Source organism: Pantoea allii (assembly GCF_002307475.1).
Lineage (GTDB): Bacteria > Pseudomonadota > Gammaproteobacteria > Enterobacterales > Enterobacteriaceae > Pantoea > Pantoea allii.
Genome location: NZ_NTMH01000017.1, coordinates 1 through 26,122, shown reverse-complemented (window position 1 = coordinate 26,122; position 26,122 = coordinate 1). Strand labels below are relative to the sequence as shown.

The 26,122-nt window shown below is 54.1% G+C and carries 23 protein-coding genes; 12 read left to right on the top strand and 11 right to left on the bottom strand.

What is annotated here, in order from left to right:
* Position 1: 1 nt before the first annotated feature.
* Positions 2–568: an ADP compounds hydrolase NudE gene (gene nudE / locus CMR03_RS05875; protein ID WP_063877511.1), complete on the bottom strand. Its 567-nt coding sequence runs from the start codon at positions 566–568 to the stop codon at positions 2–4.
* Between the two features lie 383 nt (positions 569–951).
* Here nudE and CMR03_RS05870 point away from each other — a divergent pair, with 383 nt between their 5' ends.
* The 5 genes from CMR03_RS05870 to pckA all read left to right on the top strand — a co-directional run bounded on the left by CMR03_RS05870 (position 952) and on the right by pckA (position 7,019).
* Positions 952–3,087 (top strand): intracellular growth attenuator family protein, encoded by a 2,136-nt coding sequence (locus tag CMR03_RS05870; RefSeq protein ID WP_096011060.1) that lies wholly within the window; start codon positions 952–954, stop codon positions 3,085–3,087.
* A gap of 57 nt (positions 3,088–3,144) precedes the next feature.
* Positions 3,145–3,810 (top strand): GMP/IMP nucleotidase, encoded by a 666-nt coding sequence (gene yrfG / locus CMR03_RS05865; RefSeq protein WP_371873646.1) that lies wholly within the window; start codon positions 3,145–3,147, stop codon positions 3,808–3,810.
* Positions 3,807–4,208, top strand: a complete 402-nt coding sequence (gene hslR, locus CMR03_RS05860; RefSeq protein ID WP_063877514.1) for a ribosome-associated heat shock protein Hsp15 — start codon at positions 3,807–3,809, stop codon at positions 4,206–4,208. Before yrfG ends, hslR begins: the two co-directional genes overlap by 4 nt.
* Positions 4,209–4,252: 44 nt before the next feature.
* The gene (gene hslO, locus CMR03_RS05855; RefSeq protein WP_096011058.1) at positions 4,253–5,119 is read left to right on the top strand and encodes an Hsp33 family molecular chaperone HslO; all 867 of its coding nucleotides are present in this window, start codon (positions 4,253–4,255) and stop codon (positions 5,117–5,119) included.
* A gap of 280 nt (positions 5,120–5,399) precedes the next feature.
* Positions 5,400–7,019 (top strand): phosphoenolpyruvate carboxykinase (ATP), encoded by a 1,620-nt coding sequence (pckA, locus tag CMR03_RS05850; protein ID WP_063877516.1) that lies wholly within the window; start codon positions 5,400–5,402, stop codon positions 7,017–7,019.
* 38 nt (positions 7,020–7,057) lie between these two features.
* Here pckA and envZ read toward each other — a convergent pair whose 3' ends face one another.
* Positions 7,058–8,422, bottom strand: coding sequence for a two-component system sensor histidine kinase EnvZ (gene envZ, locus CMR03_RS05845; protein ID WP_063877517.1), 1,365 nt, complete (start codon positions 8,420–8,422; stop codon positions 7,058–7,060).
* Positions 8,419–9,138 (bottom strand): osmolarity response regulator transcription factor OmpR, encoded by a 720-nt coding sequence (gene ompR, locus CMR03_RS05840; protein ID WP_001157751.1) that lies wholly within the window; start codon positions 9,136–9,138, stop codon positions 8,419–8,421. The genes envZ and ompR overlap by 4 nt, the downstream gene beginning before the upstream one ends.
* 536 nt (positions 9,139–9,674) lie before the next feature.
* Between ompR and yjbE the strand changes: the two genes are divergently transcribed.
* From yjbE to CMR03_RS05820, 4 genes are all read left to right on the top strand, one after another.
* Entirely contained in the window at positions 9,675–9,923 is a 249-nt protein-coding gene (gene yjbE / locus CMR03_RS05835) for an exopolysaccharide production protein YjbE (RefSeq protein ID WP_063877518.1), read from the top strand.
* Between the two features lie 166 nt (positions 9,924–10,089).
* Positions 10,090–10,566, top strand: coding sequence for a transcription elongation factor GreB (greB, locus tag CMR03_RS05830; protein WP_096011057.1), 477 nt, complete (start codon positions 10,090–10,092; stop codon positions 10,564–10,566).
* A gap of 99 nt (positions 10,567–10,665) precedes the next feature.
* Positions 10,666–12,990, top strand: coding sequence for a Tex family protein (locus CMR03_RS05825; protein ID WP_096011056.1), 2,325 nt, complete (start codon positions 10,666–10,668; stop codon positions 12,988–12,990).
* 319 nt (positions 12,991–13,309) lie between these two features.
* The gene (locus CMR03_RS05820; protein ID WP_063877521.1) at positions 13,310–14,995 is read left to right on the top strand and encodes an alpha-amylase family glycosyl hydrolase; all 1,686 of its coding nucleotides are present in this window, start codon (positions 13,310–13,312) and stop codon (positions 14,993–14,995) included.
* Here the strand turns inward: CMR03_RS05820 and CMR03_RS05815 are convergent, their stop codons facing one another.
* Both CMR03_RS05815 and bioH read right to left on the bottom strand, forming a co-directional pair.
* Positions 14,996–15,265, bottom strand: coding sequence for a YdgH/BhsA/McbA-like domain containing protein (locus tag CMR03_RS05815; protein ID WP_063881049.1), 270 nt, complete (start codon positions 15,263–15,265; stop codon positions 14,996–14,998). It abuts the gene before it with no gap.
* A 169-nt stretch (positions 15,266–15,434) separates the two neighbouring features.
* Positions 15,435–16,211 (bottom strand): pimeloyl-ACP methyl ester esterase BioH, encoded by a 777-nt coding sequence (bioH, locus tag CMR03_RS05810; protein WP_096011055.1) that lies wholly within the window; start codon positions 16,209–16,211, stop codon positions 15,435–15,437.
* A 34-nt stretch (positions 16,212–16,245) separates the two neighbouring features.
* Between bioH and gntX the strand changes: the two genes are divergently transcribed.
* Positions 16,246–16,926: a DNA utilization protein GntX gene (gene gntX, locus CMR03_RS05805; protein WP_096011054.1), complete on the top strand. Its 681-nt coding sequence runs from the start codon at positions 16,246–16,248 to the stop codon at positions 16,924–16,926.
* Positions 16,927–16,984: 58 nt separating this feature from the next.
* Positions 16,985–17,560 carry a Fe-S biogenesis protein NfuA gene (nfuA, locus tag CMR03_RS05800; RefSeq protein ID WP_063877524.1) on the top strand — a complete coding sequence of 192 codons (576 nt, stop codon included), beginning with the start codon at positions 16,985–16,987 and terminating at the stop codon, positions 17,558–17,560.
* Positions 17,561–17,599: 39 nt separating this feature from the next.
* Here nfuA and malQ read toward each other — a convergent pair whose 3' ends face one another.
* The 5 genes from malQ to glpE form a co-directional block, all read right to left on the bottom strand.
* Complete coding sequence (malQ, locus tag CMR03_RS05795) at positions 17,600–19,672, bottom strand: 4-alpha-glucanotransferase (RefSeq protein WP_096011053.1); 2,073 nt, start codon at positions 19,670–19,672, stop codon at positions 17,600–17,602.
* 9 nt (positions 19,673–19,681) lie between these two features.
* On the bottom strand, positions 19,682–22,087 hold the full coding sequence (gene malP / locus CMR03_RS05790; protein ID WP_096011052.1) for a maltodextrin phosphorylase: 2,406 nt from the start codon (positions 22,085–22,087) through the stop codon (positions 19,682–19,684).
* Positions 22,088–22,240: 153 nt separating this feature from the next.
* Positions 22,241–22,999 carry a DeoR/GlpR family transcriptional regulator gene (locus CMR03_RS05785; RefSeq protein ID WP_063877527.1) on the bottom strand — a complete coding sequence of 253 codons (759 nt, stop codon included), beginning with the start codon at positions 22,997–22,999 and terminating at the stop codon, positions 22,241–22,243.
* 39 nt (positions 23,000–23,038) lie between these two features.
* The gene (glpG, locus tag CMR03_RS05780; protein WP_063877528.1) at positions 23,039–23,857 is read right to left on the bottom strand and encodes a rhomboid family intramembrane serine protease GlpG; all 819 of its coding nucleotides are present in this window, start codon (positions 23,855–23,857) and stop codon (positions 23,039–23,041) included.
* Positions 23,858–23,886: 29 nt separating this feature from the next.
* Positions 23,887–24,213 carry a thiosulfate sulfurtransferase GlpE gene (glpE, locus tag CMR03_RS05775; RefSeq protein ID WP_063877529.1) on the bottom strand — a complete coding sequence of 109 codons (327 nt, stop codon included), beginning with the start codon at positions 24,211–24,213 and terminating at the stop codon, positions 23,887–23,889.
* A gap of 226 nt (positions 24,214–24,439) precedes the next feature.
* On the opposite strand from glpE, the gene glpD reads away from it, so the two are divergent.
* Positions 24,440–25,945 (top strand): glycerol-3-phosphate dehydrogenase, encoded by a 1,506-nt coding sequence (gene glpD, locus CMR03_RS05765; RefSeq protein ID WP_063877530.1) that lies wholly within the window; start codon positions 24,440–24,442, stop codon positions 25,943–25,945.
* Here glpD and CMR03_RS25355 read toward each other — a convergent pair.
* A partial coding sequence (locus CMR03_RS25355) for a hypothetical protein (RefSeq protein WP_208625008.1) occupies positions 25,931–26,122 on the bottom strand: 192 nt, incomplete at its 5' end. The two genes, glpD and CMR03_RS25355, sit on opposite strands and share 15 nt — an antisense overlap.

The window sequence follows — 26,122 nt, the reverse complement described above, 5'->3', positions numbered from 1 at the left end:
GTTAATAGCTGATACGTCCTTGCTTAACCAGCCACTCACGTACCATAAACAGTGCACTGACGTTGCGCGCTTCGCGAAAATCAGGCTCCTGCAATAATGCCAGCATGTTGCTTAACGGCCAGTGATGCACCACCAGCGGCTCAGGCTCATCGCCTTCCAGCTTCTCCTGATAAAGCCCTTCTGCCACGACAATATTCATCTTGCTGGAAAAGTACGACGGCGCCATGGTCAGCTTGCCCAGGGTAGTCAGCTGGCCCGCACCGAATCCCGCCTCCTCTTTGAGTTCACGGTCCGCAGCCTGGTTTACGGTTTCACCCGGATCGATCAAGCCTTTAGGGAAGCCCAGTTCGTAGGTCTCCAGACCCACCGCGTACTCTTCAATCAGCACCAGGTGATCATCGATAATCGGCACGATCATCACTGCTTCACGTTCCGAGGGCTTCATGCGCTCGTAAATACGCCGTGCGCCATTACTGAAGGCCAGGTCTACCGCTTCAACAGTAAACAATCGTGACCTTGCCACGGTTTCTACATTGAGGATGTCAGGTTTTTTTAACGACTTTTTCATATCAGCCTCAAACTTGCTGCGCCAGCACTCAGGAGCGAATTAGCATACCTAACGATCCGCCTTTGTGCGACTCTCCAACCGCACGCAGCGCGTATGCCGCTTTTTTCTACGATAACACTGGTTTCCTGAGTACAAAAAATTTGTGTTAGTCAATATCTCGCTTCAAAATTCAGATAATGCCGATACAATAACGGGTGCACTGTCGTTACTATTCTGGCAGTGTGTGATGTCATAACGCCTAATTAAATGATTTACAGAACTATTTCGTTTATTGTTAAACGTGTAAGAGTTGTTTAACCTCCCATAAATCGTCTTGCATCGTGGGCGAATCTGGGGATGTAAGTTTAAAGTGAAGGCAGTATTTTGGCTGAATTGAGCAAAGCATGAGCACAATAATTATTATATTGGCCGTAGTGCTAACCTGTTCAATTCTGGCAGGTATTGGATTTTGGTACGCTATGCGGCGCAGGCCCCCGTTGGCGAAACCGCTGCCATTCATTAGCCCGCCCTGCCGTAAGCTGTCTGAACGGGAGCGCAAGGCGGTTGAACAGTACCTTGCTGCCCTTGAAAAACAGCCCCGTATCCTCAGTCCCGGTGAATCCCGCCGTCAACATGACAAGCTGGTGCTGACTGCGCAAAGCAATAATGTTTATCCTGTCACGCGGGCGATTACCCGTTATGGCCTCTCCACCGACGATCCCCATAAGTGGCGCTACTATCTGGATGAAGTCGAAGTCCATTTGCCGCCGCTGTGGGAACAGTACATCACGGATGAAAACTACGTTGAGCTCATCCGCACCCAGTCCGTTCCATTAATCATCTCTTTGAATGGACACTCGCTGGTGGATTACGCTGTTGATCAGCAGTCGCTACCCAGCCTGATACGTCCGGCTTCCACCAACGCATCGATCCGCAAAGCGGAAAGTGAAAACGTGGAATTAGTGCGGGTGCGCAAAGAAACGCTGGAAGAGTACCGGCTGTCTCGCCCTGACGGCACGCGGGAAGCGGTCATTATTTCTTTTGCCTTGATGTTGTTTTTTATCGGCTTGCTGTTGCCAGCCAGCCTGATGATCTGGCTGTCGGTGATTGCCGGCGTCATGATCGTCGCCAGTCTGTGGCTGATGTATCGTGTGCCTGGTGAGAATGGCCTGCGTGAAATTCACTGTCTGCGCGGCGCGCCCAAGCGCTGGGGCTTATTTGGTGAATCAAATCAGGAACAGAGCAACATTACGCTGGGGATTATCGATCTGGCTTATCCCGCGCACTGGCAGCCCTACGTTGCTCACGATCTGGGTCAGGTGACGGACGTCGATATTTATCTGAATCGCCAGGTGGTGCGCCAGGGGCGCTTTCTTTCACTGCAGGATGAGGTCAGAAATTTTCCGCTGCAACGCTGGCGTAAAAATGTCGTGCTGGCTTGCGGCTCGCTGATTGTTCTGGCTTTATTAATCACCTGGATTCCGCTCAGCATGCCCATCAAGCTGAGTCTGGCCTGGGCTAAAGGCACCGACAGCCTGGATGTCAGCAGCGTTAACCAACTGAGTAGCGTGGATCTTAAAGTCGGCGACAGCCTGAAGGTCACAGGGACCGGCATGTGTGCGGTGCCGGACAACTACCAAAGCAATCGCACCTATACCTATATGCCGTTCGATTGCTCACAAATTTACTGGAATAACGCAACGCCCCTGCCGCTGCCCCACTCAGATATTATTGAGAAAGCCTCGGCGTTGCTGGATACCACGACGAAACAGCTGCATCCCGAAACCAACACCGATCCCAAACTGAATCCTCAGTTAGCCTCGGCAATCCAGAAATCGGGCATGATTCTGCTGGATGACTTTTCAGACCTGGTGCTGAAAACGCAGGCGCTCTGCAGCCAGGCACAGGACTGTATGCGCCTTAAAAATGCCCTGGTGAACCTGGGTAATGCCAAAGACTGGGACACCTTAGTCAGCCGCGCCGATTCCGGTCAGCTTAACGGGATGAATGTCCTGCTGCGTCCGGTCAGTGCTGAAGCGCTGGAAAACCTGGTGCACACCGCGACCTCCACCTTCTTCTTCCGTGAAACGCGTCGCGCCGCTGAGAACCTTAACAGCCCACCGCCGGGCGGATTCGTTATCGCCAGCGATGAAGGGCACCAGCTCGTCAATCAGCCCCAGCCTGCTGTTCCGCTGTTTGATCTGGAGGCGTCGTCACAGTGGCAAGAGCTGCAACGTCTGTCCTCACTGTTGCTGCATACGCCGTTCAGCGCCACCGGCATCATTACCAATATCTATACCGATGCAAACGGCACACGCCACATCGCCCTGCACAATGAGCCTGATGCCATGGCAAAATGGCGCTATCTGGGTGCCGCGCTGTTGCTAATGGTGCTGCTGGCCTGCGGCATCGTGAACGGCCTGCTGGCATTGCGGCGCATTCATCTGAATCGTCAGCGTATGCATGCTATCCAGCAATATTACGATAAATGCTTTAATCCTACGCTGAGCACTATACAGGGCGTGCGCTCCATATTTTGAGCCCCCTGCAACTGTGCTACCCTGTTGCGCTAACTGGCAACGGGTAAATTCACCATGATGTTCAACCGGTCTGACTTTGACACCGTGCTGCTCGATATGGACGGCACGTTGCTCGATCTGGCGTTTGACCGCTTTTTCTGGCTGGAGCTTGTCCCTGACACCCTGCGTACCCAACGCGGTATTTCTGCTGCTCAGGCGCGTCAGATTATTGAAGAAAAATATCAGGCCGTGGCGCATACGCTAAACTGGTATTGTCTGGATTACTGGTCGCAGGCGCTGCAGTTAGACATTCATGCCATGACCTGGGAACAGCGCCATCGCGTCAGCTTGCGTGTTGATACGCTGCCTTTTTTACAGGCTTTACGTCAGGCGGGTAAACGCACCATCCTGCTCACCAATGCGCATCCCTGGAATCTGGACGTTAAACTGAAACAAACAGGTTTAGCATCACACCTTGATTTATTACTTTCCACCCATACCTTTGGCTATCCGAAAGAAGATCAACGTTTGTGGCAGGCGGTTGAGCAGCACACTGGCTTTGATGCATCACGGACAGTTTTCATCGATGACAACGAAACCATTCTTGATGCCGCCAAATCATGGGGAATCGGCTGGTGCCTGGGCGTCAGTAATCCTGACTCCGGTCGTCCTGAACAACACTTTCAGCGTCACGGTGCAATAAGCGACTACCGCACACTGATTCAGGCCTGGGAGCAGAAATGAAAGAAAAACCAAGCGAAGGCGTTCGTCTTGATAAATGGCTTTGGGCGGCGCGTTTCTACAAAACCCGTTCTATCGCACGCGAGATGATTGAAGGTGGCAAGGTTCATTACAACGGCCAGCGCAGTAAACCCAGCAAGCTTGTCGAGCGGGATGCTGAGTTAACCCTACGTCAGGGTAATGATGAGCGCACCGTAGTGATCGCCGACATCAGCGAGCAGCGCCGTTCTGCCAGTGAAGCACAGCTGCTTTACCGCGAGACGGAAGCCAGTATTGAAAAACGTGAAAAAGTAGCCCTGGCGCGCAAGATGAATGCGCTGACCATGCCCCATCCCGATCGTCGGCCCGACAAGAAAGAACGCCGCGATTTGATGAAATTTAAGTTATCGGGTGATGAATAAGCAGGTTACTGAACCTATCACCGCCCGCCAAAAGAGAGAAAATTATGTCTGAGCACGATCAACTGCGTCGTTATCTGTTTGAAAATGCGTCCGTTCGCGGCGAACTGGTCAATGTTTCAAACACCTGGCAAGCCATCCTGAAAAATCACGACTATCCGCCTGCGGTACAAACCCTGCTGGGCGAATTGCTGGTGGCGACCAGCCTGCTTACCGCAACGCTAAAATTTGATGGTGAAATTACCGTTCAGCTCCAGGGCGATGGTCCCCTGACGTTAGCCGTGATTAATGGCAACAATCAGCAGGAGTTACGCGGTATCGCACGGATGAAAGGTGACATTCCTGACGACAGCACACTGAAGAGCATGGTGGGCAATGGCTATTTGGTCATTACCATCACGCCTGAAAAAGGCGAGCGCTATCAGGGCGTGGTCGGTCTGGAAGGCGACACGCTAAGTGAATGTCTGGAAGACTATTTTATGCGCTCCGAACAGTTGCCGACTCGTCTGTTTATTCGCACCAGCAACGCAGGCGCAGCCGGGATTCTGTTGCAGGTTTTACCGGCTCAGGACACCGATAAAGAAGACTTTGCGCATCTGGCTACGCTGACCGAGACGATTAAAACGGAAGAGCTGATCGATTTGCCCGCGACCGATGTGCTGTGGCGTCTTTACCATCAGGAAGAAGTGACCGTTTACGACCCGCAGCCGGTTGTCTACAAATGCACCTGTTCGCGCGAACGTTGCAGCGAGGTACTGAGAACGCTGCCGCAGGAAGAAGTCGACGAGATTATTGCTGAAGATGGCAAAATCGATATGAACTGCGACTACTGCGGATCACATTACGTGTTCGATGCGGTAGACATTGCCGGGATTCGTAGCCACTCCCTTGAGAACAGCAATCGCCTTCACTGATCGGACCAGGGCGGTCAGGCCGCCCTGCCTGCCCCATCGCTATGCCCTTAATTTACTTAGCAAATTATCTTTTTTTACTTTCTTAACATCTTAAAAACGTTCGAAACATACCCTTAACGCGCCCTGAGTCTCATTTTTAACGAACAAGCCTTTCTCGCCTGACACAGTAGCGTAAACTGCGCGCGATCGTGTTTCCGCACCTGGCCGTGCGGCATGTTACAGACGCGATCCCACACTCTCTTTGCCCTACAGAACAGACACCGATTTAAGGAGCAGTAAAATGCGCGTTAACGGCCTGACCTCGAAAGCCCTTGCCGATCTGGGCATCACCGATACCACTGACGTGGTTCATAACCCTGATTACGATACGTTGTTTCAGGAAGAGATGCGCCCGGAGCTCGAAGGTTTTGAGCGCGGCACCCTGACGCAAAGCGGCGCCATCGCAGTGGATACCGGGATTTTTACCGGGCGCTCGCCTAAGGATAAATATATTGTTCGTGATGACACCACGCGCGATACGCTGTGGTGGAACGATCAAGGCACCGGCAAGAACGATAACCAACCGCTGTCCCAGGAAACCTGGCAGGCGCTGAAAAAATGCGTCACCCAGCAGCTCTCCGGGAAACGCCTGTTTGTTATTGATGCCTTCTGCGGTGCCAACCCGGATTCACGTCTGAGCGTACGCTTTGTGACTGAAGTTGCCTGGCAGGCGCATTTCGTTAAAAACATGTTCATTCAGCCGAGCGCAGCCGAACTGGATAACTTCACGCCTGATTTTGTGGTGATGAATGGCGCAAAATGCACCAATCCTGACTGGCAGGCCCAGGGGCTGCATTCTGAGAACTTCGTCGCCTTTAATCTGACCGAACGTATGCAGTTGATTGGTGGCACGTGGTACGGCGGAGAAATGAAAAAAGGGCTGTTCGCGGTGATGAACTACCTGTTGCCGCTGAAGGGCATTGCCTCCATGCACTGCTCCGCTAACGTGGGTAAAGCAGGCGACGTCGCGGTGTTTTTTGGGCTTTCCGGTACGGGTAAAACCACGCTGTCTACCGATCCGGATCGCCAGTTAATCGGCGATGATGAACACGGCTGGGATGACGATGGCGTGTTTAACTTCGAAGGCGGCTGCTACGCCAAGACGATTAACCTCTCCGAACAGGCTGAGCCAGAAATCTATCGTGCTATTCGTCGTAATGCCCTGCTGGAAAACGTGGTGGTGCGTGAAGACGGGAGCATTGATTTTGCGGATGGCAGCAAAACCGAAAATACCCGCGTATCTTATCCGATTAACCACATCGACAATATCGTGCAGCCGGTTTCCAAAGCAGGCCATGCGAAGAAAGTCATTTTCCTGACTGCCGATGCCTTTGGCGTGCTACCGCCGGTCTCCAGGCTGACGCCAGAGCAGACCCAGTATCATTTCCTGTCTGGATTTACCGCGAAGCTGGCCGGCACGGAACGAGGTGTGACCGCACCAACCCCGACCTTCTCAGCCTGTTTTGGCGCAGCCTTCCTGACGCTGCATCCCACACAGTATGCAGAAGTGTTGGTGAAACGCATGGAAGCGGCGGGCGCGCAGGCTTATCTGGTTAATACGGGCTGGAACGGCAGTGGCAAGCGTATCTCATTGAAGAATACCCGCGCTATCATCAACGCCATTCTCGCAGGTGAACTGGACGATGCGCCAACGGAGACCCTGCCGGTGTTCAACCTGCAGGTGCCAAAAACCCTGGGCGATTTGGATGCCGAAACGCTCGACCCGCGTCGTACATGGGAAAGCGAAGAGAAGTGGCACGCTGCCGCAGATGATTTAGCACAGCGTTTTATCACCAACTTTGAAAAGTATACCGATAATGCGGCCGGTGCCGCGTTGGTAAAAGCAGGTCCACAGCGCTAATAACAACGGCGCGGCTTAACCGGCCGCGCCGTTGTTGCTCAACTCAGCGTCAGGTTGCCGCTATGTGGAACCACTTCGGGATTTTCCGCTAAGGGTAACCAGGCACGGATACGTAATCCGCCTCGTTCACTGTCACCTATCTCCAGCGACCCTTGATGCGCATCGATGATGCGTTGCACTATCGCCAGCCCCAGGCCCGTGCCGCTGGTGCTTCGTGCGCTGTCACCGCGTACAAAAGGCTGAAACAGATGGGCCAGCTGGTCAGGCTTAATGCCGGGACCGTCATCTTCAACCTGGAACCAGGCCCGGTGCAGTTCCCGTCCACTGCTGACCTTAATCCAGCCGTTGCCGTAGCGCGCGGCGTTCACCACCAGGTTAGCCAGGGCACGCTTGATCGAGAGCGGATTGATCTCCAGCATAAGCTCTTCCGCCATGACCGCATTTTCAATTTCCCGTTCGTAACCGCTTTCTGCTGCCACCACCTCACCCAGCACGCTATTAAGATCGGCCAGCTCAGTCTGCATCTCCTGCCCGGTGCGCAGGTAATCAATAAATTGCTCAATGATGGCGTTACACTCTTCGATGTCTTTGTTAATCGACTCGGCCAGGTAGCCATCCTGCTCATTCATCATTTCGGTCGCAAGGCGAATACGGGTTAACGGCGTACGTAAATCATGACTGACGCCCGCCATCAGCAGCGTTCTGTCATCGGCAAGCTGCTTGACGCCCGCCGCCATTTGGTTAAAGGCTCGCGTGACCGATCGCACTTCCGACGCGCCGTATTCACGTAACGGTGGCGGAATGATGCCTTTACCCACCTGAAGTGCGGCATGCTCTAAATCGACCAGCGGGCGGTTTTGAATTCGGATAAAAAGCCAGGCACCGCCTATCGCCAGCAACATAATCGCCAGGGTATAGCGGAACAGCGGGGAGAAGTCACCCTGATGGATTTCGGTTAACGGCACCCGTACCCAGATATCAGGCGATAGCCAGGTCTTTAACCAGACAACGGGGGAGTTTTTGTTTACCTCGACGCGAACGTCCGTGGGGCCGCCAAGCTGCTGGCCCATCTGATCGCTAAGAAACTTATAGTGCTGCGCCCAGCGCAGTCCGCTCTCCTCTGCTGCCGCATTGGTATAGAGCGAAATACCCAGTTCACGATAAATTTCGCGGCGAAAAGCGGGCGGCACTTCAAGCTGCGTGCCATCTTCCAGCTGTAAACGGTCTGTCATCAGCATACGCACTTCGTACGCGAGGACTTTATTAAACTGTTGCAGGCTGGGAAGAATGGCAAAGTTCAGCACCACCAGGTAGGTCGTTACCAGGCTGACAAACAGCAAGGTAACGATCAACAACAGGGTGCGGGCAAACGAACTTCGTGGCGAGAAGCGCAGCCGCCTCATGCTTTACTGCCGTCCGGAACAAACACATAACCCAGGCCCCAAACGGTCTGGATATAGCGTGGGTGAGCAGGATCTTCTTCCACCATACGGCGCAGACGAGAAATCTGAACGTCGATAGAACGTTCCATGGCGCTGTATTCACGACCACGGGCCAGGTTCATCAGTTTGTCGCGCGACAGCGGCTCACGTGGGTGGCTGACCAGCGCCTTGAGCACGGCGAATTCACCGCTGGTCAATGGCATAGGTTCATCTTCACGGAACATCTCGCGCGTGCCCAGGTTGAGTTTGAACTTACCAAAGGCAATGACCGCTTCTTCCTGAGAAGGCGCGCCTGGCAGTTCGTTGGCCTGACGGCGCAGCACGGCACGAATACGCGCCAGCAGCTCACGCGGGTTGAACGGTTTTGGAATATAGTCGTCAGCACCGATCTCCAGTCCGACAATACGGTCCACTTCTTCACCCTTGGCTGTCACCATGATGATAGGCATCGGGTTGCTCTGACTACGCAGACGGCGGCAGATGGAAAGGCCATCTTCGCCCGGCAGCATCAGGTCAAGCACCATTAAATGGAAGGATTCGCGGGTTAACAGACGATCCATTTGCTCGGCGTTGGCGACACTGCGCACCTGAAAGCCCTGCTCGGTAAGATAGCGCTCCAGTAGTGCACGCAAACGCATATCGTCATCGACGACCAGAATCTTGTAGTTTTCTTGCATTTTTAACTCCCAAAGGCGCGATTGCCTGAGCCGATATTGTTAAAAAAAGATGCGGCACAGTGACAGTGTTTAATGGTTTATATTCTAGTCAAAATTGTTACAAAGCATATTAAACAGCAGCTTATATTTAAATTTCGGTCTGACTGCCTGAGAAGCTGTGTCATCACCACCTGCGTTGAACAGAATACGGCAAATCTGAAATATTAGGTAAAATTCCGCTATTGCCTGGTTTAAACAGGATGCACTGGCTGACAGAGCTTGTAAATTCAACTGCTTGCCAGAAAATTTGCCTTAAATTAAATCAGTGACTGATGACATATCTGGCATCTGGCGGTTTTCCCCTCTGATAACAGCATAATATCCCGCAAAAAAACAGGTTAATACGCGACCTCTCTCGGATTAGTTTGAGATCCACCCCCAATAAGGCCAGTTACAGGTAAAGAGAGATAAATCAATCAGTAAAGCCCGCTTTGCGCCCGGATAAATATCACCCAGACTGTAGCAACACCAATTTGCCGTTTTACGGGGAAACCATAATGAAAAAAACGATTTTACTGCTGAGCGCGCTGGCTTTATTCAGTGTGGGTCAGACTTATGCCGCAACCGCAACCGGTGAAGCTGCGGGTGCACAGGCCACCACCACAGCCCAGGGTAACTCAAATGCTATCGGTATTGGCGCAGTCGGCGCACTGTTAGGCGTAGCACTGGCGACAGCAGGCGGCGGCGGCGGTGACGGCAACGGAAGCAGCACCTCGACCACGACATCGACCAAGGCCGGTAAGTAAGACTTGCCCCTCAGGGGCGCGCATTGGTCTGACTAAGGCCGTGCCGTCCCCTGCAAAAGCCGTACAAGGGTTTTTTGATCCGTAAAAAACCCTTTTCCCACCTCTTTTTCGCCACGCCTGATTTGCTTTACACTGAAGCACTTTCGATTTTACCGGCTGCTGTACCATGAGAACCCGACTGATTACGCGTGAAGGTTTCAATACCTTAAAAGCAGAACTCGATCACCTGTGGCGTGAAGAGCGACCTGAAGTCACCAAAAAAGTGACCTGGGCTGCCAGCCTTGGCGACCGCAGTGAAAATGCGGATTATCAATACAACAAGAAGCGCCTGCGTGAAATTGACCGCCGTGTCCGTTATCTCAGCAAAAGCATTGAGCAACTGCGCATTGTGGATTACTCGCCGCAGCAGGACGGCAAAGTGTTTTTTGGTGCCTGGGTTGAAGTCGAAAACGACGACGGCGACATCAAGCGCTTTCGAATCGTGGGTTACGATGAGATTTTTGGCCGCAAGGATTACATCTCCATTGACTCGCCCATGGCCCGCGCACTGTTAAAAAAAGCGGTCGGCGACGCGGCGGTGGTCGAGACGCCAGCCGGCCCGGCATGCTGGTATGTTAATGAAATTAGTTATATTGAAGCCTGATTCAGAATATCGCTGAAAGCGGGCCGCTTCTCTGGCAATTTCAGCCATCAATCCGTATAACTATCGGCTATTTCTCAACCCAGAAAGCAAAATAGTCCGATGATGAATGTTCTTAGCCAGCTAATTGCAAGTGAGCTACAGGCGCGCCCCGAGCAAGTTGATGCGGCCGTCCGCCTGTTGGATGAAGGGAATACCGTGCCGTTTATTGCACGTTATCGTAAAGAGGTGACGGGCGGCCTGGATGACACACAGCTCCGCCAGCTCGAAACCCGCCTCAGCTACCTGCGTGAATTAACCGAGCGCCGGCAGGCCATCCTGAAATCCATTGAGGAACAAGGAAAACTCACCGACGAACTGGCGAATGCCATCAATACCACCCTCAGCAAAACCGAACTCGAAGATCTCTACCTGCCCTATAAACCTAAACGCCGTACACGTGGACAGATTGCGATTGAAGCCGGGCTGGAACCGCTGGCCGACACGTTATGGCAGGACCCGTCACAAGATCCTGAGCAGGTGGCGGCAGGCTATATCAATGCGGATAACGGCGTCGCTGATGTCCGCGCCGCGCTGGATGGCGCGCGTTACATTCTGATGGAACGCTTCGCTGAAGATGCCGCGCTGTTGGCTAAAGTCCGTCACTATCTGTGGAAAAACGCCCACCTGGTTTCAAAAGTGGTGGAAGGTAAAGAGGAAGAAGGCGCTAAATTCCGCGACTATTTCGATCACCATGAGCCGCTGCACAGCGTTCCATCACATCGCGCGCTGGCCATGCTGCGCGGTCGCAATGAAGGTGTGTTACAGCTGTCGCTGAATGCCGATCCCCAGTTTGATGAGCCGCCGCGCGAAAGCCACGGCGAAACCTTGATTACAGAGCACCTGAATCTGCGACTGAATAATGCACCGGCCGACAGCTGGCGCAAAGCCGTGGTCAGTTGGACATGGCGCATCAAGGTTATGCTGCATCTGGAAACCGAGCTGATGGGCACCGTACGTGAGCGCGCTGAAGATGAGGCCATCAACGTCTTTGCCCGTAACCTGCACGACCTGTTAATGGCGGCACCTGCGGGCATGAGAGCCACGATGGGCCTGGACCCCGGCCTGCGTACCGGTGTGAAAGTTGCCGTGGTTGACGCGACCGGCAAGGTGGTTGCTACCGACACGGTCTATCCGCATACCGGGCAGACCGCTAAAGCAGCCGCTGCGGTCGCGGCGCTGTGCGTGAAACATCAGGTCGAACTGGTGGCCATCGGCAATGGTACGGGCTCACGTGAAACCGAGCGTTTCTTCCTGGATCTGCAAAAGCAGTTCCCGCAGGTCACGGCACAGAAAGTTATCGTCAGCGAAGCCGGCGCTTCGGTTTACTCTGCGTCTGAATTAGCCGCGCTGGAATTCCCGGATCTTGATGTCTCACTGCGTGGCGCGGTCTCGATCGCCCGTCGTCTGCAAGATCCCCTGGCCGAGCTGGTGAAAATCGATCCGAAATCGATCGGCGTAGGTCAGTATCAGCATGACGTCAGCCAGAGCCAGTTAGCGAAAAAACTGGATGCGGTAGTAGAAGACTGTGTGAACGCCGTCGGTGTCGATCTGAATACAGCCTCGGTTCCGCTGTTGACGCGCGTGGCCGGGTTAACCCGTATGATGGCGCAAAATATTGTGGGCTGGCGTGATGAGAATGGCCGTTTCCAGAACCGCCAGCAGCTACTCAAGGTCAGCCGTTTAGGGCCTAAAGCGTTTGAGCAGTGCGCGGGCTTTCTGCGTATCAACCACGGCGACAATCCACTGGATGCTTCAACGGTGCACCCGGAAGCCTATCCGGTAGTCGAGCGTATTCTGGCGGCGACCGAGCAGGCGCTGAATGAGCTGATGGGCAATCCCACCAGCCTGCGTAACCTGAAAGCGGTGGACTTTACCGACGACCGCTTTGGCTTACCGACCGTTACCGACATCATGAAAGAGCTGGAAAAGCCGGGCCGCGATCCTCGTCCTGAATTTAAAACGGCGCAGTTTGCCGAGGGCGTGGAAACCATGAACGATCTGATGCCAGGCATGGTACTGGAAGGTGCCGTCACTAACGTCACGAACTTTGGTGCGTTCGTCGATATTGGCGTGCATCAGGATGGCCTGGTGCATATCTCTTCGCTGTCAGACAAGTTTGTGGAAGATCCTCATCAGGTCGTCAAAGCGGGCGACATCGTTAAAGTCAAAGTGATGGAAGTGGATCTGCAACGTAAGCGCATTGCCTTGACCATGCGCCTTGACGAGCAGCCGGGTGAAGGAAATGCCCGCGGTGGTAAGAGCAATACGGCACGTGAAGAAAAACGTCCGGCCGCCAATAAGGGCCGGCCACGTCCCGTCAGCCAGCCCGCAGGCAATAGCGCCATGGGTGACGCTCTCGCGGCGGCACTGGGTAAAAAACGCTAGTTAAAAACCACGTAGTCACCTCTTACCCCTGCTGTCGGGGTGGAGGTGACTGTCATTCCTGCACCCACCGTCATTATCCCCTGTCCCGCGGCTGATTCGGTTTACCTGAACGCGCTAAACCCTGTGACCATTCATTGTTTACCGCGCGATGCCTGCGGGTATTGGTGATGGATGCAGAGCATCCCGTCCGCTTCACGCTGACGGCTTTTCAGCGGTTTTTCAGACCGACCTTGCACGATTAAGTTGAAAATCCCCACCCTGACGCTACGCTAAAAAGACGCCCGTCATAATAACGACACCTGCTGTGGCACCCTTTTACATGGAAAAGATCACTGCTTTAATCGATAAGATTTATGACGATGCCTTTCCTGAGGCCATGCGTGAACGCCTGCTCGCCGCGATCGTCGAGGCCCGCGACACGAACAAGCTGCCAAGAAAGGCGCACTGGGATGAGCAGGACGTGGTGCTGATTACCTATGCCGATCAGTTTCGCGAGCCGGGTAAACCCACACTCAACACCTTTTCGCGTTTTTATCAGCAGCATCTGCAATCCACCTTTCCGCTGGTGCATCTCCTGCCGTTTTATCCCTACTCATCCGACGACGGTTTTTCGGTCATTGATTACCATCAGGTCGATCCGCTGTGTGGCGACTGGCACGACATTGCCTTGCTGCATCAGGAAACACGCCTGATGTTTGATTTTGTCTGTAACCATATGTCGGCACACAGCGCGTGGTTTAAACATTATCTGGCTCAGGATGAGGGCTGGGATGATTTTTTTATTAGTCTGCCGCCCAGCACCGATCTCAGTGCGGTCACGCGACCCCGTACGTCGCCGCTGCTGACGCCGTTCACGCTGGCGAACGGTGAAATCCGGTTTATCTGGACCACGTTCAGCGCCGATCAGATTGACCTGAACTTTGCCAGTCCCAGAGTGCTCATGCGCATGGTTGAGGTCTTACTCGACTATCTGAAGCGTGGGGCGGACTATGTGCGGCTGGATGCAGTGGGCTACATGTGGAAAACGCCGGGCACCCGCTGTATTCATCTGGAAAAAACCCATCTGCTGGTCAAACTGTTTCGCGCCATTGCCGATGTCGTCGCACCAGGCACTGTTATCATCACGGAAACCAACGTGCCGCATAAAGACAACATCAGCTACTTTGGTAACGGGCAAGACGAAGCCCAGATGGTCTATCAGTTTTCCCTGCCGCCGCTGGTGCTGCACGCCATTCACACCGGCTCGGCTCGTGCACTGCGTCAATGGGCCAGCACCCTGGAAGTGGGCAAGGGCAACACAACCTTTTTTAATTTTCTGGCCTCGCACGATGGCATAGGCCTGAATCCGGCTCGCGGAATTTTATCTGAAGTGGAGATTACGGCCCTGGTACGCGATCTGGCGCTGGAAGGCGCACTGATTTCCTATAAAAATAACCCCGACGGCACCACCAGCCCCTATGAAATCAACGTCACCTATTTCGACGCGCTTAACCGTGAAGATGATGACGATGAAACGCGCCTCAGACGCTTCATGCTGGCACATGCTATTTTACTGGCCTTCCCCGGTGTGCCGGCGATCTATATCCAAAGCATACTGGGTTCACGTAATGATTATGACGGCGTGCGTGAGGCAGGGCATAACCGCGCGATCAACCGGCAAAAGTACCCGCTCTCCGTGATCGAAGACGCGCTGGTAAACAGCAGCGGCTTACGCCATCAGGTTTATACACAGCTAAGCAAACTGATTCAGCAGCGTCGGCGTTTGTCGGCCTTTCACCCAGATAATCCAGTGATGATATTTCAGAGCGACAATGCGTTACTGATGATGAAACGCTATCATCCAGACAGTGGTGAGGGATTGCTCTGTGTTTTCAATCTCAGTGGCAGGCAGGTCAAGGCGCAGTTACCGGAGGCGCACCTTTTTCAGGATGTGATAAGGGGTGAGAAGATTGATGGCACCCAGCCAGTAACGCTGGATGCCTGGCAATTCATGTGGCTACGATAATTACTTGTAAACTTCCGCTGTCGCACTGAACTTACCGTGCTCACGACCGGCGATCACCAGGAAATACTTGCCGCCCTTCTCGTCAGCTGCTTCGGACAGCTTCTTCTTGGCATCCATCGGCGAGGTGGTTTCTGCCGTGGTATTCACGGTGCCGATTTTGGTCAGGTTCATCTTCTGCACTTCTTCTTTGGTGACTTCTTTCGCCGCAAAAGCAGAGAATGACACTGCGCCCATCATCATTGATGCAACGACCCATTTCATAACCTTCATTTGTCTACCCTCATTCATGATCCATTGTTGAGATGTAAGCAGCCGCAAATCGCTTAAGGCTATATCGAACGGCATAGTCATCTCCCTGACTAATCGCATAGAAGTGCAGCGGCCTTGCTCACTCATGAAGTATTGTCGCTGTGCAGAAATTTGCCAGTTACGGCAGCGGTTATCTGTCTAATTGGCTGATAAAAGACACAATCTGCTGGCAGAACGCATCAGGATGCGAAATAAAGGGCGCGTGGGCGGCTTTGTCCATCACGACAGAAGGCGACATCGGCAGCAACGCGTCCAGTTGCTGCGCGATACGGCGCGGTACCAGGCCATCCAGCGCGCCATATATCCGCAGAAAGGGCAGCCTAATGGCGGTAAGCCTGTCCCGTAAGTCGTCGTCGCTCAGTATTGTCAGCCCGGCGTTGAGTACCGCCACATCAGGCACAGGCTGCGACAAAACAATGTCTTTGAGTTTGCGCGCATCGGCACGTGCGGTTTCTGTTCCCATCGTCTGCAGCGCCAGAAAACGCTCCACGGTGCGCTGAAAGTCGTGGCTGAGCTGCTGCTGGAAGTTATGCAAGGTTAAGGGAGCAATACCCGGCCAGTCATCACGGGCGGTAAAACAGGGCGAAGAGGCCACCGTGATCAGCGCACGCAACCGTTCTGGCTCGCTCAACGCCAACTGCGTGGCGACCAGCCCGCCAAGCGACCAACCCAGGATAACGGCGCGCGGCGGCAGACGGGGCAACAATGCCTGCGCCATCTGTTCCAGCGACAGGGCGCTGAAGCCCTGGCTGCGGCCATAGCCTGGCAGATCGACCAGGTGCAGGCGATATTGTGCGCTGAGTCGCGGCACGATGTTTTGCCACACTTCCGCATTCAGTCCCCAGCCGTGCAGCAGCACAAGATCGTCATCGCCTTCGCCACAGGTATGCCAGTAAAGTGAGCTCATCCGTTACTATTCCATGATTGATAAGGAGGTCACTATGCTACCAATGCCTGCCCTGTGTTGGCTATGTCAGTTGCCGCTGCGCATCGCGCTGCATGGCCTGTGCTGCATCTGTATGCGTCAGTTACCTCGCCTACCGTCACGCTGTCCACGCTGCGGCCTGCCAGCCGCATCCGGCAGCCTGTCCTGTGGCCGCTGTTTGCGTAAACCGCCGCCCTGGCAGGCGTTAGTCTGCGTCAGCCATTATCAGCCACCGCTCAGTTCCTGGGTGAATCAATTAAAATTCTCGGGCATTACCGCACTTAGGGTGATGCTGGCCCGGCTGCTTTTGCTAAGCTGGTTGGATGCGTATCGCAGAGGACAGGCCATTCGTCCCGACTTACTGATGTGTGTTCCGCTGCATTCACAACGCTGCTGGTGGCGCGGTTACAATCAAACAGCCCTGCTGGCAACACCGCTGTCACGCTGGCTGGGCTGCGAATTCAGCCAGGCGTTATCCCGTCAGCGTGCAGCCGCCATTCAGCATCAGTTAAGTGCCCGTCAGCGTCGCCGCAATTTACGCGGCGCGTTTTGCCTTGAAACGGATGTGACCGGCCGCCATATTGCCTTAATCGATGATGTGGTCACGACCGGCAGCACGGTAAGAGAAATTAGCCGCCTGCTACACAGGCGAGGCGCAGCCAGCGTGCAAGTCTGGTGCCTGTGCCGTACCTTGTAGAGCCTGGATGATGGGCGTATTATAACCAACTAAATTAGTCAACTATTGAGCAAATGACATGATCCGAATTACTGATTCTGCCCAAGAGCATTTTTCAAAACTGCTATCCAAACAAGAAGATGGCACCCAGATTCGCGTATTCGTGATTAACCCGGGTACGCCAACTGCCGAATGCGGTGTGTCCTACTGCCCACCTGATGCGGTGGAAGCGACTGATACTGAACTGAAGTTTGAAAAGCTGTCAGCCTATGTTGATGAGCTGAGCGCGCCTTATCTGGAAGACGCTGAAATCGACTTCGTGACGGATAACCTGGGTTCGCAACTGACGCTTAAGGCGCCTAACGCTAAAATGCGCAAGGTGTCCGATGATGCGCCCATGGTCGAGCGCGTTGAATACCTGTTACAGGCTCAGATTAACCCGCAACTGGCCGGTCATGGCGGTCGCGTTTCGCTGATGGAAATCACCGAAGACGGTTTTGCGATTCTGCAATTCGGTGGCGGCTGTAACGGCTGTTCGATGATTGACGTCACCCTGAAGGATGGCATTGAGAAAGAACTGCTGGCGGCCTTCCCACAGCTGAAAGGCGTGCGCGATATCACCGAACACCAGCGCGGCGAGCACTCCTTCTACTGATGTATCCGCGCGACAGCCCCGCTGTCGCGCGTCCTGACACTATCCCGCCTTACGTCGTTTGGTCACGGTTTTCAGCAGTTTATTCACCTCTTCATCGGCAAAGATGCTTTCCAGCGGTTGGGCCAGCTTACGCCGCCAGTTGGGATATTGCTCCACCGTTCCCGGCACATTCACCGGCGTGGTCATCCCCAGCCAGTCCTCTGGCTGCAGCCCGAGCAGTGCACTGTTTGTGTCCGCCAGGAAACGGTGAACGGACTCATTCAGTTCAGCCGTCATCGCCAGAGAATCCGCCCGTTTTGCGCTACGCGCCGGCACGGCTCCCGCTTTATGCAGCGCGTCGAGTAACGCCTGTTTCTGTTTCATCCGCTGCTGCTGCAAATTGAGTACCGTTTGCGCGTCAGGATACAGCCCGATTTTCTCACCAAGCTGCAAATCACCTGCACTCCAGAAGCCGTTCAGCGTAGGGAGATCGTGCGTACTGGCACTGGCGATGGACTGGCGTGGATAATGCTGTGGCGCGCGATAATCGCCCTGTTTTTCCTGCTCAAACCACAACACTTTCCAGGAAAACACGCCGCTGTCGCGGAGCAGACTGACGATCTCTTTGGGTACGGTGCCTAAGTCCTCGCCAATCACCATGCAGCGCTGGCGCTGGCTTTCCAGAGCCAGAATGCCAAGCAGGTCGTGCACCGGGTAAGCGACGTACGCGCCTTTATCCGCCGTTTCCCCTGCCGGGACCCACCAGAGACGTAGCAGAGCCATCACGTGATCGATACGTAATGCACCGCAGTCACGCATATTGGCGCGCAATATATCGATAAAAGGCTGATAGCCCCTGGCCTGCAATACGTGAGGGTCCATTGGCGGCAGTCCCCAGTTTTGTCCCAACGGGCCAAGTCTGTCAGGCGGCGCGCCGATGGACGCCTTGAGGCGATATAGCTCGGGATCGTGCCAGGTTTCGGCACTGCCCTCTGCCACGCCGACGGCCAGATCGCGATACAGCCCCACGCTCATTCCCAGCGCCTGACTCCGCGCCCAGCACTGAGAAAACTGTTGCTGAGCCAGCCACTGCAACCACTGCCAGAAGGCAATCTCATCCGCGTGCTGTGCGCACCAATCCTGAACGTCAGAAGACTGGCTGTTACGCCAGCCCTCAGGCCATGCTGGCCAGCCGGCGTGCGCGGCACCTTTGCCTTGCATTTCAACCTGCAGGCCATCATAGGCAGCCTGATAGCGCAGGCTGTCACCGCCCTGCTGGATAAACGCTGTAAACTGCCGCTTCTGCTCATCGTCTGCACCCCGGGCCTGAAACTGTGCCCAGCCGTGACGTAATGCCGTAATTTTCAGTGCCATGACGGCGTCGTAATCCACCCACTCGGTTTCGCGGGCCTGATTTAACGCCTTTTGGGTTTTGGCACTTTTCCACCACTTCTGACCTGCGCTGCTTTGTTGAAAATCGGCAACCTGTGACACATCGATGTAGATGATATTCAGCCAGCGACGCGATGAGGGGCTGTAAGGACTGGCAAAAGCGGGGCTGGCCGGATAGAGCGCATGCAAGGGGTTGAGTCCGACAAAGTCGCCGCCGCGAGCGGCAAGCTGCTCCAGCAGGGTTTCCAGATCGCCAAAATCACCGATGCCCCAGTTTTTACCGGAACGCACGGTGTAAAGCTGAACCAGCGCGCCCCAGCGTTTCTCTCCGGCGCGCAAGGCCGGAGGCAGATAGCAACGGCGCGGTGTAATGATCACGCGCGTGTGCCACTGACGTTTCCCCTTGCTCAGGGTAAGTTGGTGATAGCCCTGTCCCAAAGGGGAAGGCAATGTAAAGGCTTCACCGCCCGTCAGCGATCCGCTAAAAGTCTTTCCTTTTTCCGTCTGTAACTGCCAGTTTATGCTGCCGTCGAGCTCAGGCGTGAGCACGCGTTGACGATTGCCACTGAAGACAACGACGGGCGGCAGCGGGGATTTACCGGCTTTCTGCGGGTTCTCCATCACGGCCAGTAAGGCGCGCTTGGTGTCATCACTGATGGCTTCGGGTTCACCGTTCGCATCGAAATACGTGAGCGCGATTCCCGCCGCCAGTGCGGCTTTATCAAGTGACGTAGATTTCATCGCAATTCCTTAGCGTTGCGCCTGCCAGATGCGCTGTTGGTAGTCCCGAATCGATCGATCCGAGCTAAAAATACCGGTTCGCGCCGTATTGAGAATCGCCGCGCGCGTCCAGGCTTCCTGATCACGCCACAAGGCCTCAACCCGTTTTTGCGCATCGATATAAGCCTGATAATCCGCCAGCACCAGCCAGGGATCGCCATTTTTTGTCAGGCTATCCAACATTAGGTCGAATGCATGCTTATCGCCATGACTGAACTTCCCTTTTTTCAGTGATGTCAGCAGCGCATCCAGTTCTTTGTTGTGCTTACGGACTTTTTGCGGCTTATAACCTCCGGCTTTCAGGGCTTTAACGTCATCCACGGTATTGCCGAAAATAAAAATATTTTCTGCGCCGACCTGCTCCGCAATTTCCACGTTTGCGCCATCCAGCGTGCCAATCGTCAGCGCGCCATTTAGCGCCAGCTTCATGTTGCCGGTGCCGGACGCTTCATAGCCCGCCGTTGAAATTTGCTCTGACAAATCGGCGGCGGGAATCAGATATTCGGCTGCCGTGATGCGGTAATCAGGAATGAAAACCACCTTGAGTTTGTCGCCGACAAGCGGGTCGTTATTCACCACCTCAGCCACCTTGTTGATGGCATAGATAATGTTTTTTGCCAGGTAATAGCCCGGTGCAGCTTTAGCGCCAAACAGAAACACGCGGGGGATAATACTGGCATCGTGGGGGTTGTCGCGGACGTTTTTATAGCAGTGCAGGATATGCAACAGGCCGAGATGCTGGCGTTTGTATTCGTGCAGACGTTTGATCTGCACGTCAAAAATCGCATTCGGGTTAACCACAATGCCGGTGCGCTGCGCAATGTAAGTGGCCAGACGCGCCTTGTTATGTTGCTTAACGGCACGAAAGCGCTGACGGAAAGCGGGATCGTCGGCGAAAGGCTCCAGCCCCTGCAACGCGGTCAGGTTATTGACCCATTCACGCTTCAGGGTTTCATCAATCAGCCCCGCTAACGCGGGATTACACTGCTTGATCCAGCGGCGTGGCGTAATGCCGTTGGTGACATTATGAAACTTCTGTGGCCAGAGCTGATGGTACTCGGGGAAAAGATCCGTCACGACCAGCCCGGAATGCAGTGCAGCCACGCCATTCACCGCAAAACCACTGACGACGCAGAGGTTGGCCATTCTGACCTGACCGTCGGCGACCACCGCCAGCTTGTTCCAAAGTGCTTTGTCATCAGGCCAGCGCTGCTTTATCTGCTGCTTCAGGCGACGATTAATCTCTTTGATAATCATCATGTGGCGCGGCAGCAGGCTGCGCATCAGCTTCTCATCCCAGCGCTCCAGGGCTTCGGGCATTAAGGTGTGATTGGTGTAAGCAAACACGCGGCTGGTGATATGCCAGGCTTCATCCCAACTTAACTGGTGCTCATCCAGCAGCAGGCGCAGCATCTCCGGAATGGCGATAGTGGGATGCGTATCGTTAAGCTGAATCACTTCAAAATCCGGCAGGGCATGAATGCTTCTGCCCGCCTGATGATGGCGACGCAGAATATCGGCAACCGCACAGGCACACTGAAAATATTGCTGCATCAAACGCAGGCGTTTGCCCTGTGGATGATTGTCATTGGGATAGAGCACTTTGGTCAGGCTGGCGGCATCAATCCCCTGCTTCTCAGCCTGTAAAAACTTACCGTCATTGAACAGGGTCAGGTCAAAGGGATGCTCACTGGTGGCTTTCCACAGCCGCAACGGCAGGGTGACGCCATTGCGATAACCCGTTACCGGTAAATCCCAGGCTTCTCCACGAAGATAAATGGCGGGCTCCCACACTTTACGCCCGTCATCCTGCTTTATGATTTTTCCGCCCATCGCGACGCGGACATCCAGTGCGGCGTTATGACGAAACCAGGGATAGGTCTCGCGCTCCCAGTCATCGGGTGCCTCAACCTGTTTCCCCTCTTCAAAGCGCTGACGAAACAAACCGTACTGGTAGTTAAGCCCATGCCCAGTGGCGGGCTGCCCAACCGTCGCCATCGAGTCCATGTAACAGGCCGCCAGCCTGCCGAGGCCGCCATTGCCCAATGCCGGATCGACCTCTTCTTCCAGTAATTCGCTTAATTCAACCTGATATTCAGCCAGCAGGGATTTGACCTCATCATACCAACCTAAATTCAGCAGGTTATTTCCCGTAAGACGTCCCAGCAGAAACTCCATGGAAAGATAGTTCACGTGGCGCTGTGGTGTCGCGCCCCGGACGGTCGGTTGCGCATTGAGCAGTTCACTTACTGTGGCACTGATAGCCTGCCACCACTGGTGGGATGTCATTTGCCTTGCGGAGGAGAAACCAAGATGCTGCCAGTGACGGGTTAACGCAGCCTGAAAACGGGATTTGTTGAATTTCTGCTGTGGCATATCACTCCCTTCTGTATCCATATGGGTGAAGCAAAAATGGAATGCACATGGGCCAGCAATATTGCCAGCGACCCTATTCATTAAATACGTGAGTGGAGAAAAAAGCGACAGGCAGGTTTGAAAAACGCCAGTTGTCTAACTGGCGTAGAGGGGTCAGCAAAGCTCGAGATGAACCTCATGCTGTTCAATAACTTTCATAATGCTGTCAGGCGGCATTTTATCGGTGTAGAGATAATCAAGCTGGCTCATGTTGCCCAGATTGACCATCGCATTACGGCCAAATTTAGAGTGGTCGACGACCAGCATGACGCAGCGCGAGTTTTCAATAATGGCGCGTTTGGTGCGGACTTCGTGATAGTCGAACTCCAGCAATGAGCCGTCCATATCGATACCGCTGATGCCAAGGATGCCGTAATCGAGGCGAAACTGTGAAATAAAATCGAGCGTCGCTTCCCCCATGACCGCACCATCACGGGTACGCACTTCTCCGCCGGCGATAATGACCCTGAAGTCTGGCTTGCCCATCAACAGCATTGCCACGTTCAGGTTATTGGTCACCACGCGTAAATCACTGTGATTTAGCAACGCATGAGCCACGGCTTCTGGCGTGGTACCAATATCGATAAACAGCGTTGCGCCGTCCGGTATCTGGCTGGCAACCCGCTGCGCAATACGCGCTTTTTCTGCTGACCACATCATCTTGCGATCCTGCCAGGCGGTATTCTCTGAACTGGAAGGCAAGGCCGCGCCGCCGTGATGGCGCTGAATTTTATTTTGATCGGCAAGGTCGTTTAAATCACGACGAATCGTTTGTGGGCTGACCTCAAAATGATCGACCAGCTCCTCAGTACTGACATATCCCTGACGCCGAACCAGATCAATAATGGCGTCATGACGTTGCGTCTGCTTCACATTCCTCTCCTGTTTCGGGCTTATTCTTATTCGTTGTGACTACCGTTTACGCTTGCGTGTGTCGACAAACGCCATTGCCAGTCCGACAAGCAGTCCACCAACGTGTGCTGCGTTAGCGATAGCCAGACCAAATGCACCAAACCAGCCCACTACCAGCCAGACAAGTGCAAAACCGATTAACCCACGCTCCAGATAAATACCGCTGTCCGGATCGCGTTCGCCGCGCAGCCAGCAGTAACCCATCAGGGCATAGACCACGCCGGACAAGCCGCCAAACCAGATGCCGCTAAATTTCGACTGCAGCCAGCCGCTGAGCAACGCTGAAATGATAAAAATGACAAAAAGCTTACCACTGCCCAGCCGTTTTTCTACCGCACCACCGAGATACCACCACCACATCAGATTAAACAGGATGTGAAGCAGAGAGAAGTGAAGCAGCACATGGCTGAACCAGCGCCAGACTTCAAAATGCTGATCGCTATCTGGCCATGCCAGCCAGTACATTACGGTGCGATCGCCCAGGACCTGCATCAGCACAAACACCGCAATACAGGCGAACATCACTACCATGGTCAGTGGCCCGGCACGTTCACGGATATTTGCCCAAATATTGCCTCGCTCATAGCGCAAGCCGCTGTCGGTTTTGCCACTGTGCCAGCTTGCAGCCTGATAGCGAGGATGGTTGGGATCGCGCACAAACTGCTGAAGTTCGTTTTCGACCATCGAAAGCTGACTTTCATCATCCAGCATAATGACGTACTGACTTTCACGCTCTATACGCAATTTCACGCCGCGCGTTGCCATGTAGTCAACAAAAGCCTGCGCCATGCGCGGCTGATTAAATTGGGTAATGCGCATTGCTCACTCTCCGTGTTACGCCTGACCAGTCACTCAGCGCCACTGATCACCTGTTGGGGGAAGGCGGCGCGCCAGGCATCAAACCCGCCATCAATACTGTAAGCCGTCGTAAATCCCTGGCTGTGCAAATAATCTGCTGCACTTTTACTGCTGTTGCCGTGATAGCACATCACCAGCACCGGCAGGCTCGTGTCGGTTGAGCTGATAAAATCATTGAGGTTGGCGTTCGACAAATGCAAGGCGCCGCTGGCATGACCAAGAGCAAAACTTTGCGCATCGCGGATATCCACCATCACTGCGCCTTGTGCCAGACGCTGCTCAGCCTGATGAACATCAATACATTGGTAGGTTTCCATGGTGTCTCTCATCACATCGTCAAAATGACGTCTAGTGTAACCCGATAATCCTCGCCAATAACCTGACAATGACTACGGCTATTCACCTTTACGCCGACATAATGTTATCCATATCACGCAAAATTGTTTTTAGGTGGTTAAATACTGGCGTCAATGTTGGTTTGCGATTATGATTATGCTCGAAAACGAACATAAGTGAACTATTCCGAACATCGGAGGAGACAACGTGGAAACCAAAGACCTGATCGTTATCGGCGGCGGCATCAACGGTGCTGGCATCGCAGCAGACGCTGCAGGACGCGGACTGTCGGTGTTAATGCTAGAGGCGCGGGACCTGGCTTGCGCGACCTCTTCCGCCAGTTCAAAACTGATTCATGGTGGCCTGCGCTACCTTGAACATTATGAATTCCGTCTGGTGAGTGAAGCCCTGGCAGAACGCGAAGTGCTGTTAAAGATGGCGCCTCATATCGCGTTCCCTATGCGCTTTCGCTTACCGCATCGCCCGCATCTGCGTCCGGCATGGATGATCCGCACCGGGTTGTTTATGTACGACCATCTGGGCAAACGTACCAGCCTGCCGAGCAGTAAGAGCCTGAGCTTCGGTGCAGAGTCAGCACTCAAGCCCGAAATTAAGCGCGGTTTTGAGTATTCCGACTGCTGGGTGGACGATGCCCGCATGGTGGTACTGAACGCGCAGGAAGTGGTTAAGCATGGTGGTGAAGTGCGTACCCGCACGCGTGTGACCCGCGCCTGGCGTGAAAAGGGTTTGTGGATGGTGGAAGCTGAGGATATCGACAGCGGCAAAACCTTCACCTGGCAGGCTAAAGGCCTGGTCAACGCCGCAGGCCCGTGGGTTAAGCAGTTCTTTGATGATGGCCTGGAACTGAAATCACCTTATGGTATTCGTCTGATCAAAGGCAGCCATATCGTGGTGCCGCGCGTACACAATGAGAAGCAGGCTTATATTCTGCAAAACGAAGACAACCGCATTGTGTTTGTTATTCCGTGGATGGACGAGTTTTCCATCATCGGTACCACCGACGTGGAATACAAAGGCGATCCGAAAAACGTTGCCATTGACGATAGCGAAATCGACTACATCCTGAAGGTGTACAACGGCCATTTCAAAAAGCAGTTAACGCCTGATGATATCGTCTGGACCTATTCCGGCGTGCGCCCACTGTGTGACGATGAGTCAGATTCGCCGCAGGCTATTACGCGCGATTACACACTGGATGTGCGTGATGACAACGGTGAAACGCCGCTGCTGTCCGTTTTCGGCGGTAAATTAACGACCTATCGTAAGCTGGCCGAGCATGCGATGGAGAAGTTGTCGAAGTATTATCCTGACGCAGGTGCGGCCTGGACTAAAAACTGCGTGCTGCCCGGTGGTAATATTTCCGGCAGCAGCGACGATTACGCGGCCAGCCTGCGCCGTCGTTACCCGTTCATTACTGAAAACATGGCACGTCACTACGCCCGCACTTACGGTAGCAGCACCGAAGTGTTGCTTAAAGATGCGACATCGCTGGAAGATCTGGGTGAAAACTTCGGTCATGAGTTTTATGAAGCTGAGTTGCGTTACCTGGTGCAGCACGAGTGGGTGCGTGAAGTGGATGACGCGATCTGGCGTCGTACCAAACAGGGTATGTGGCTGAACGAAGCCCAGCAGGCACGTATTGCCGAATGGCTGGCGGTCAAGGCGAAACCAACGCTTTCACTGGCATCGTAATAGCGCGTCAGCGCTGAGAAAGCGGTACAACGGGTTATGGCCTGTTGTGCCGTTTTTTTTTTGCCTGAGCGGCATCCAGTTATGTAACTCTGAGAAGGTTTCGCTCGCCAGGCGGCGGGCAGTTTCAGTCCGCCCCGTGCGGGCGACCGACAAGGGGCCGCCAGTCGCCGCGGCCCC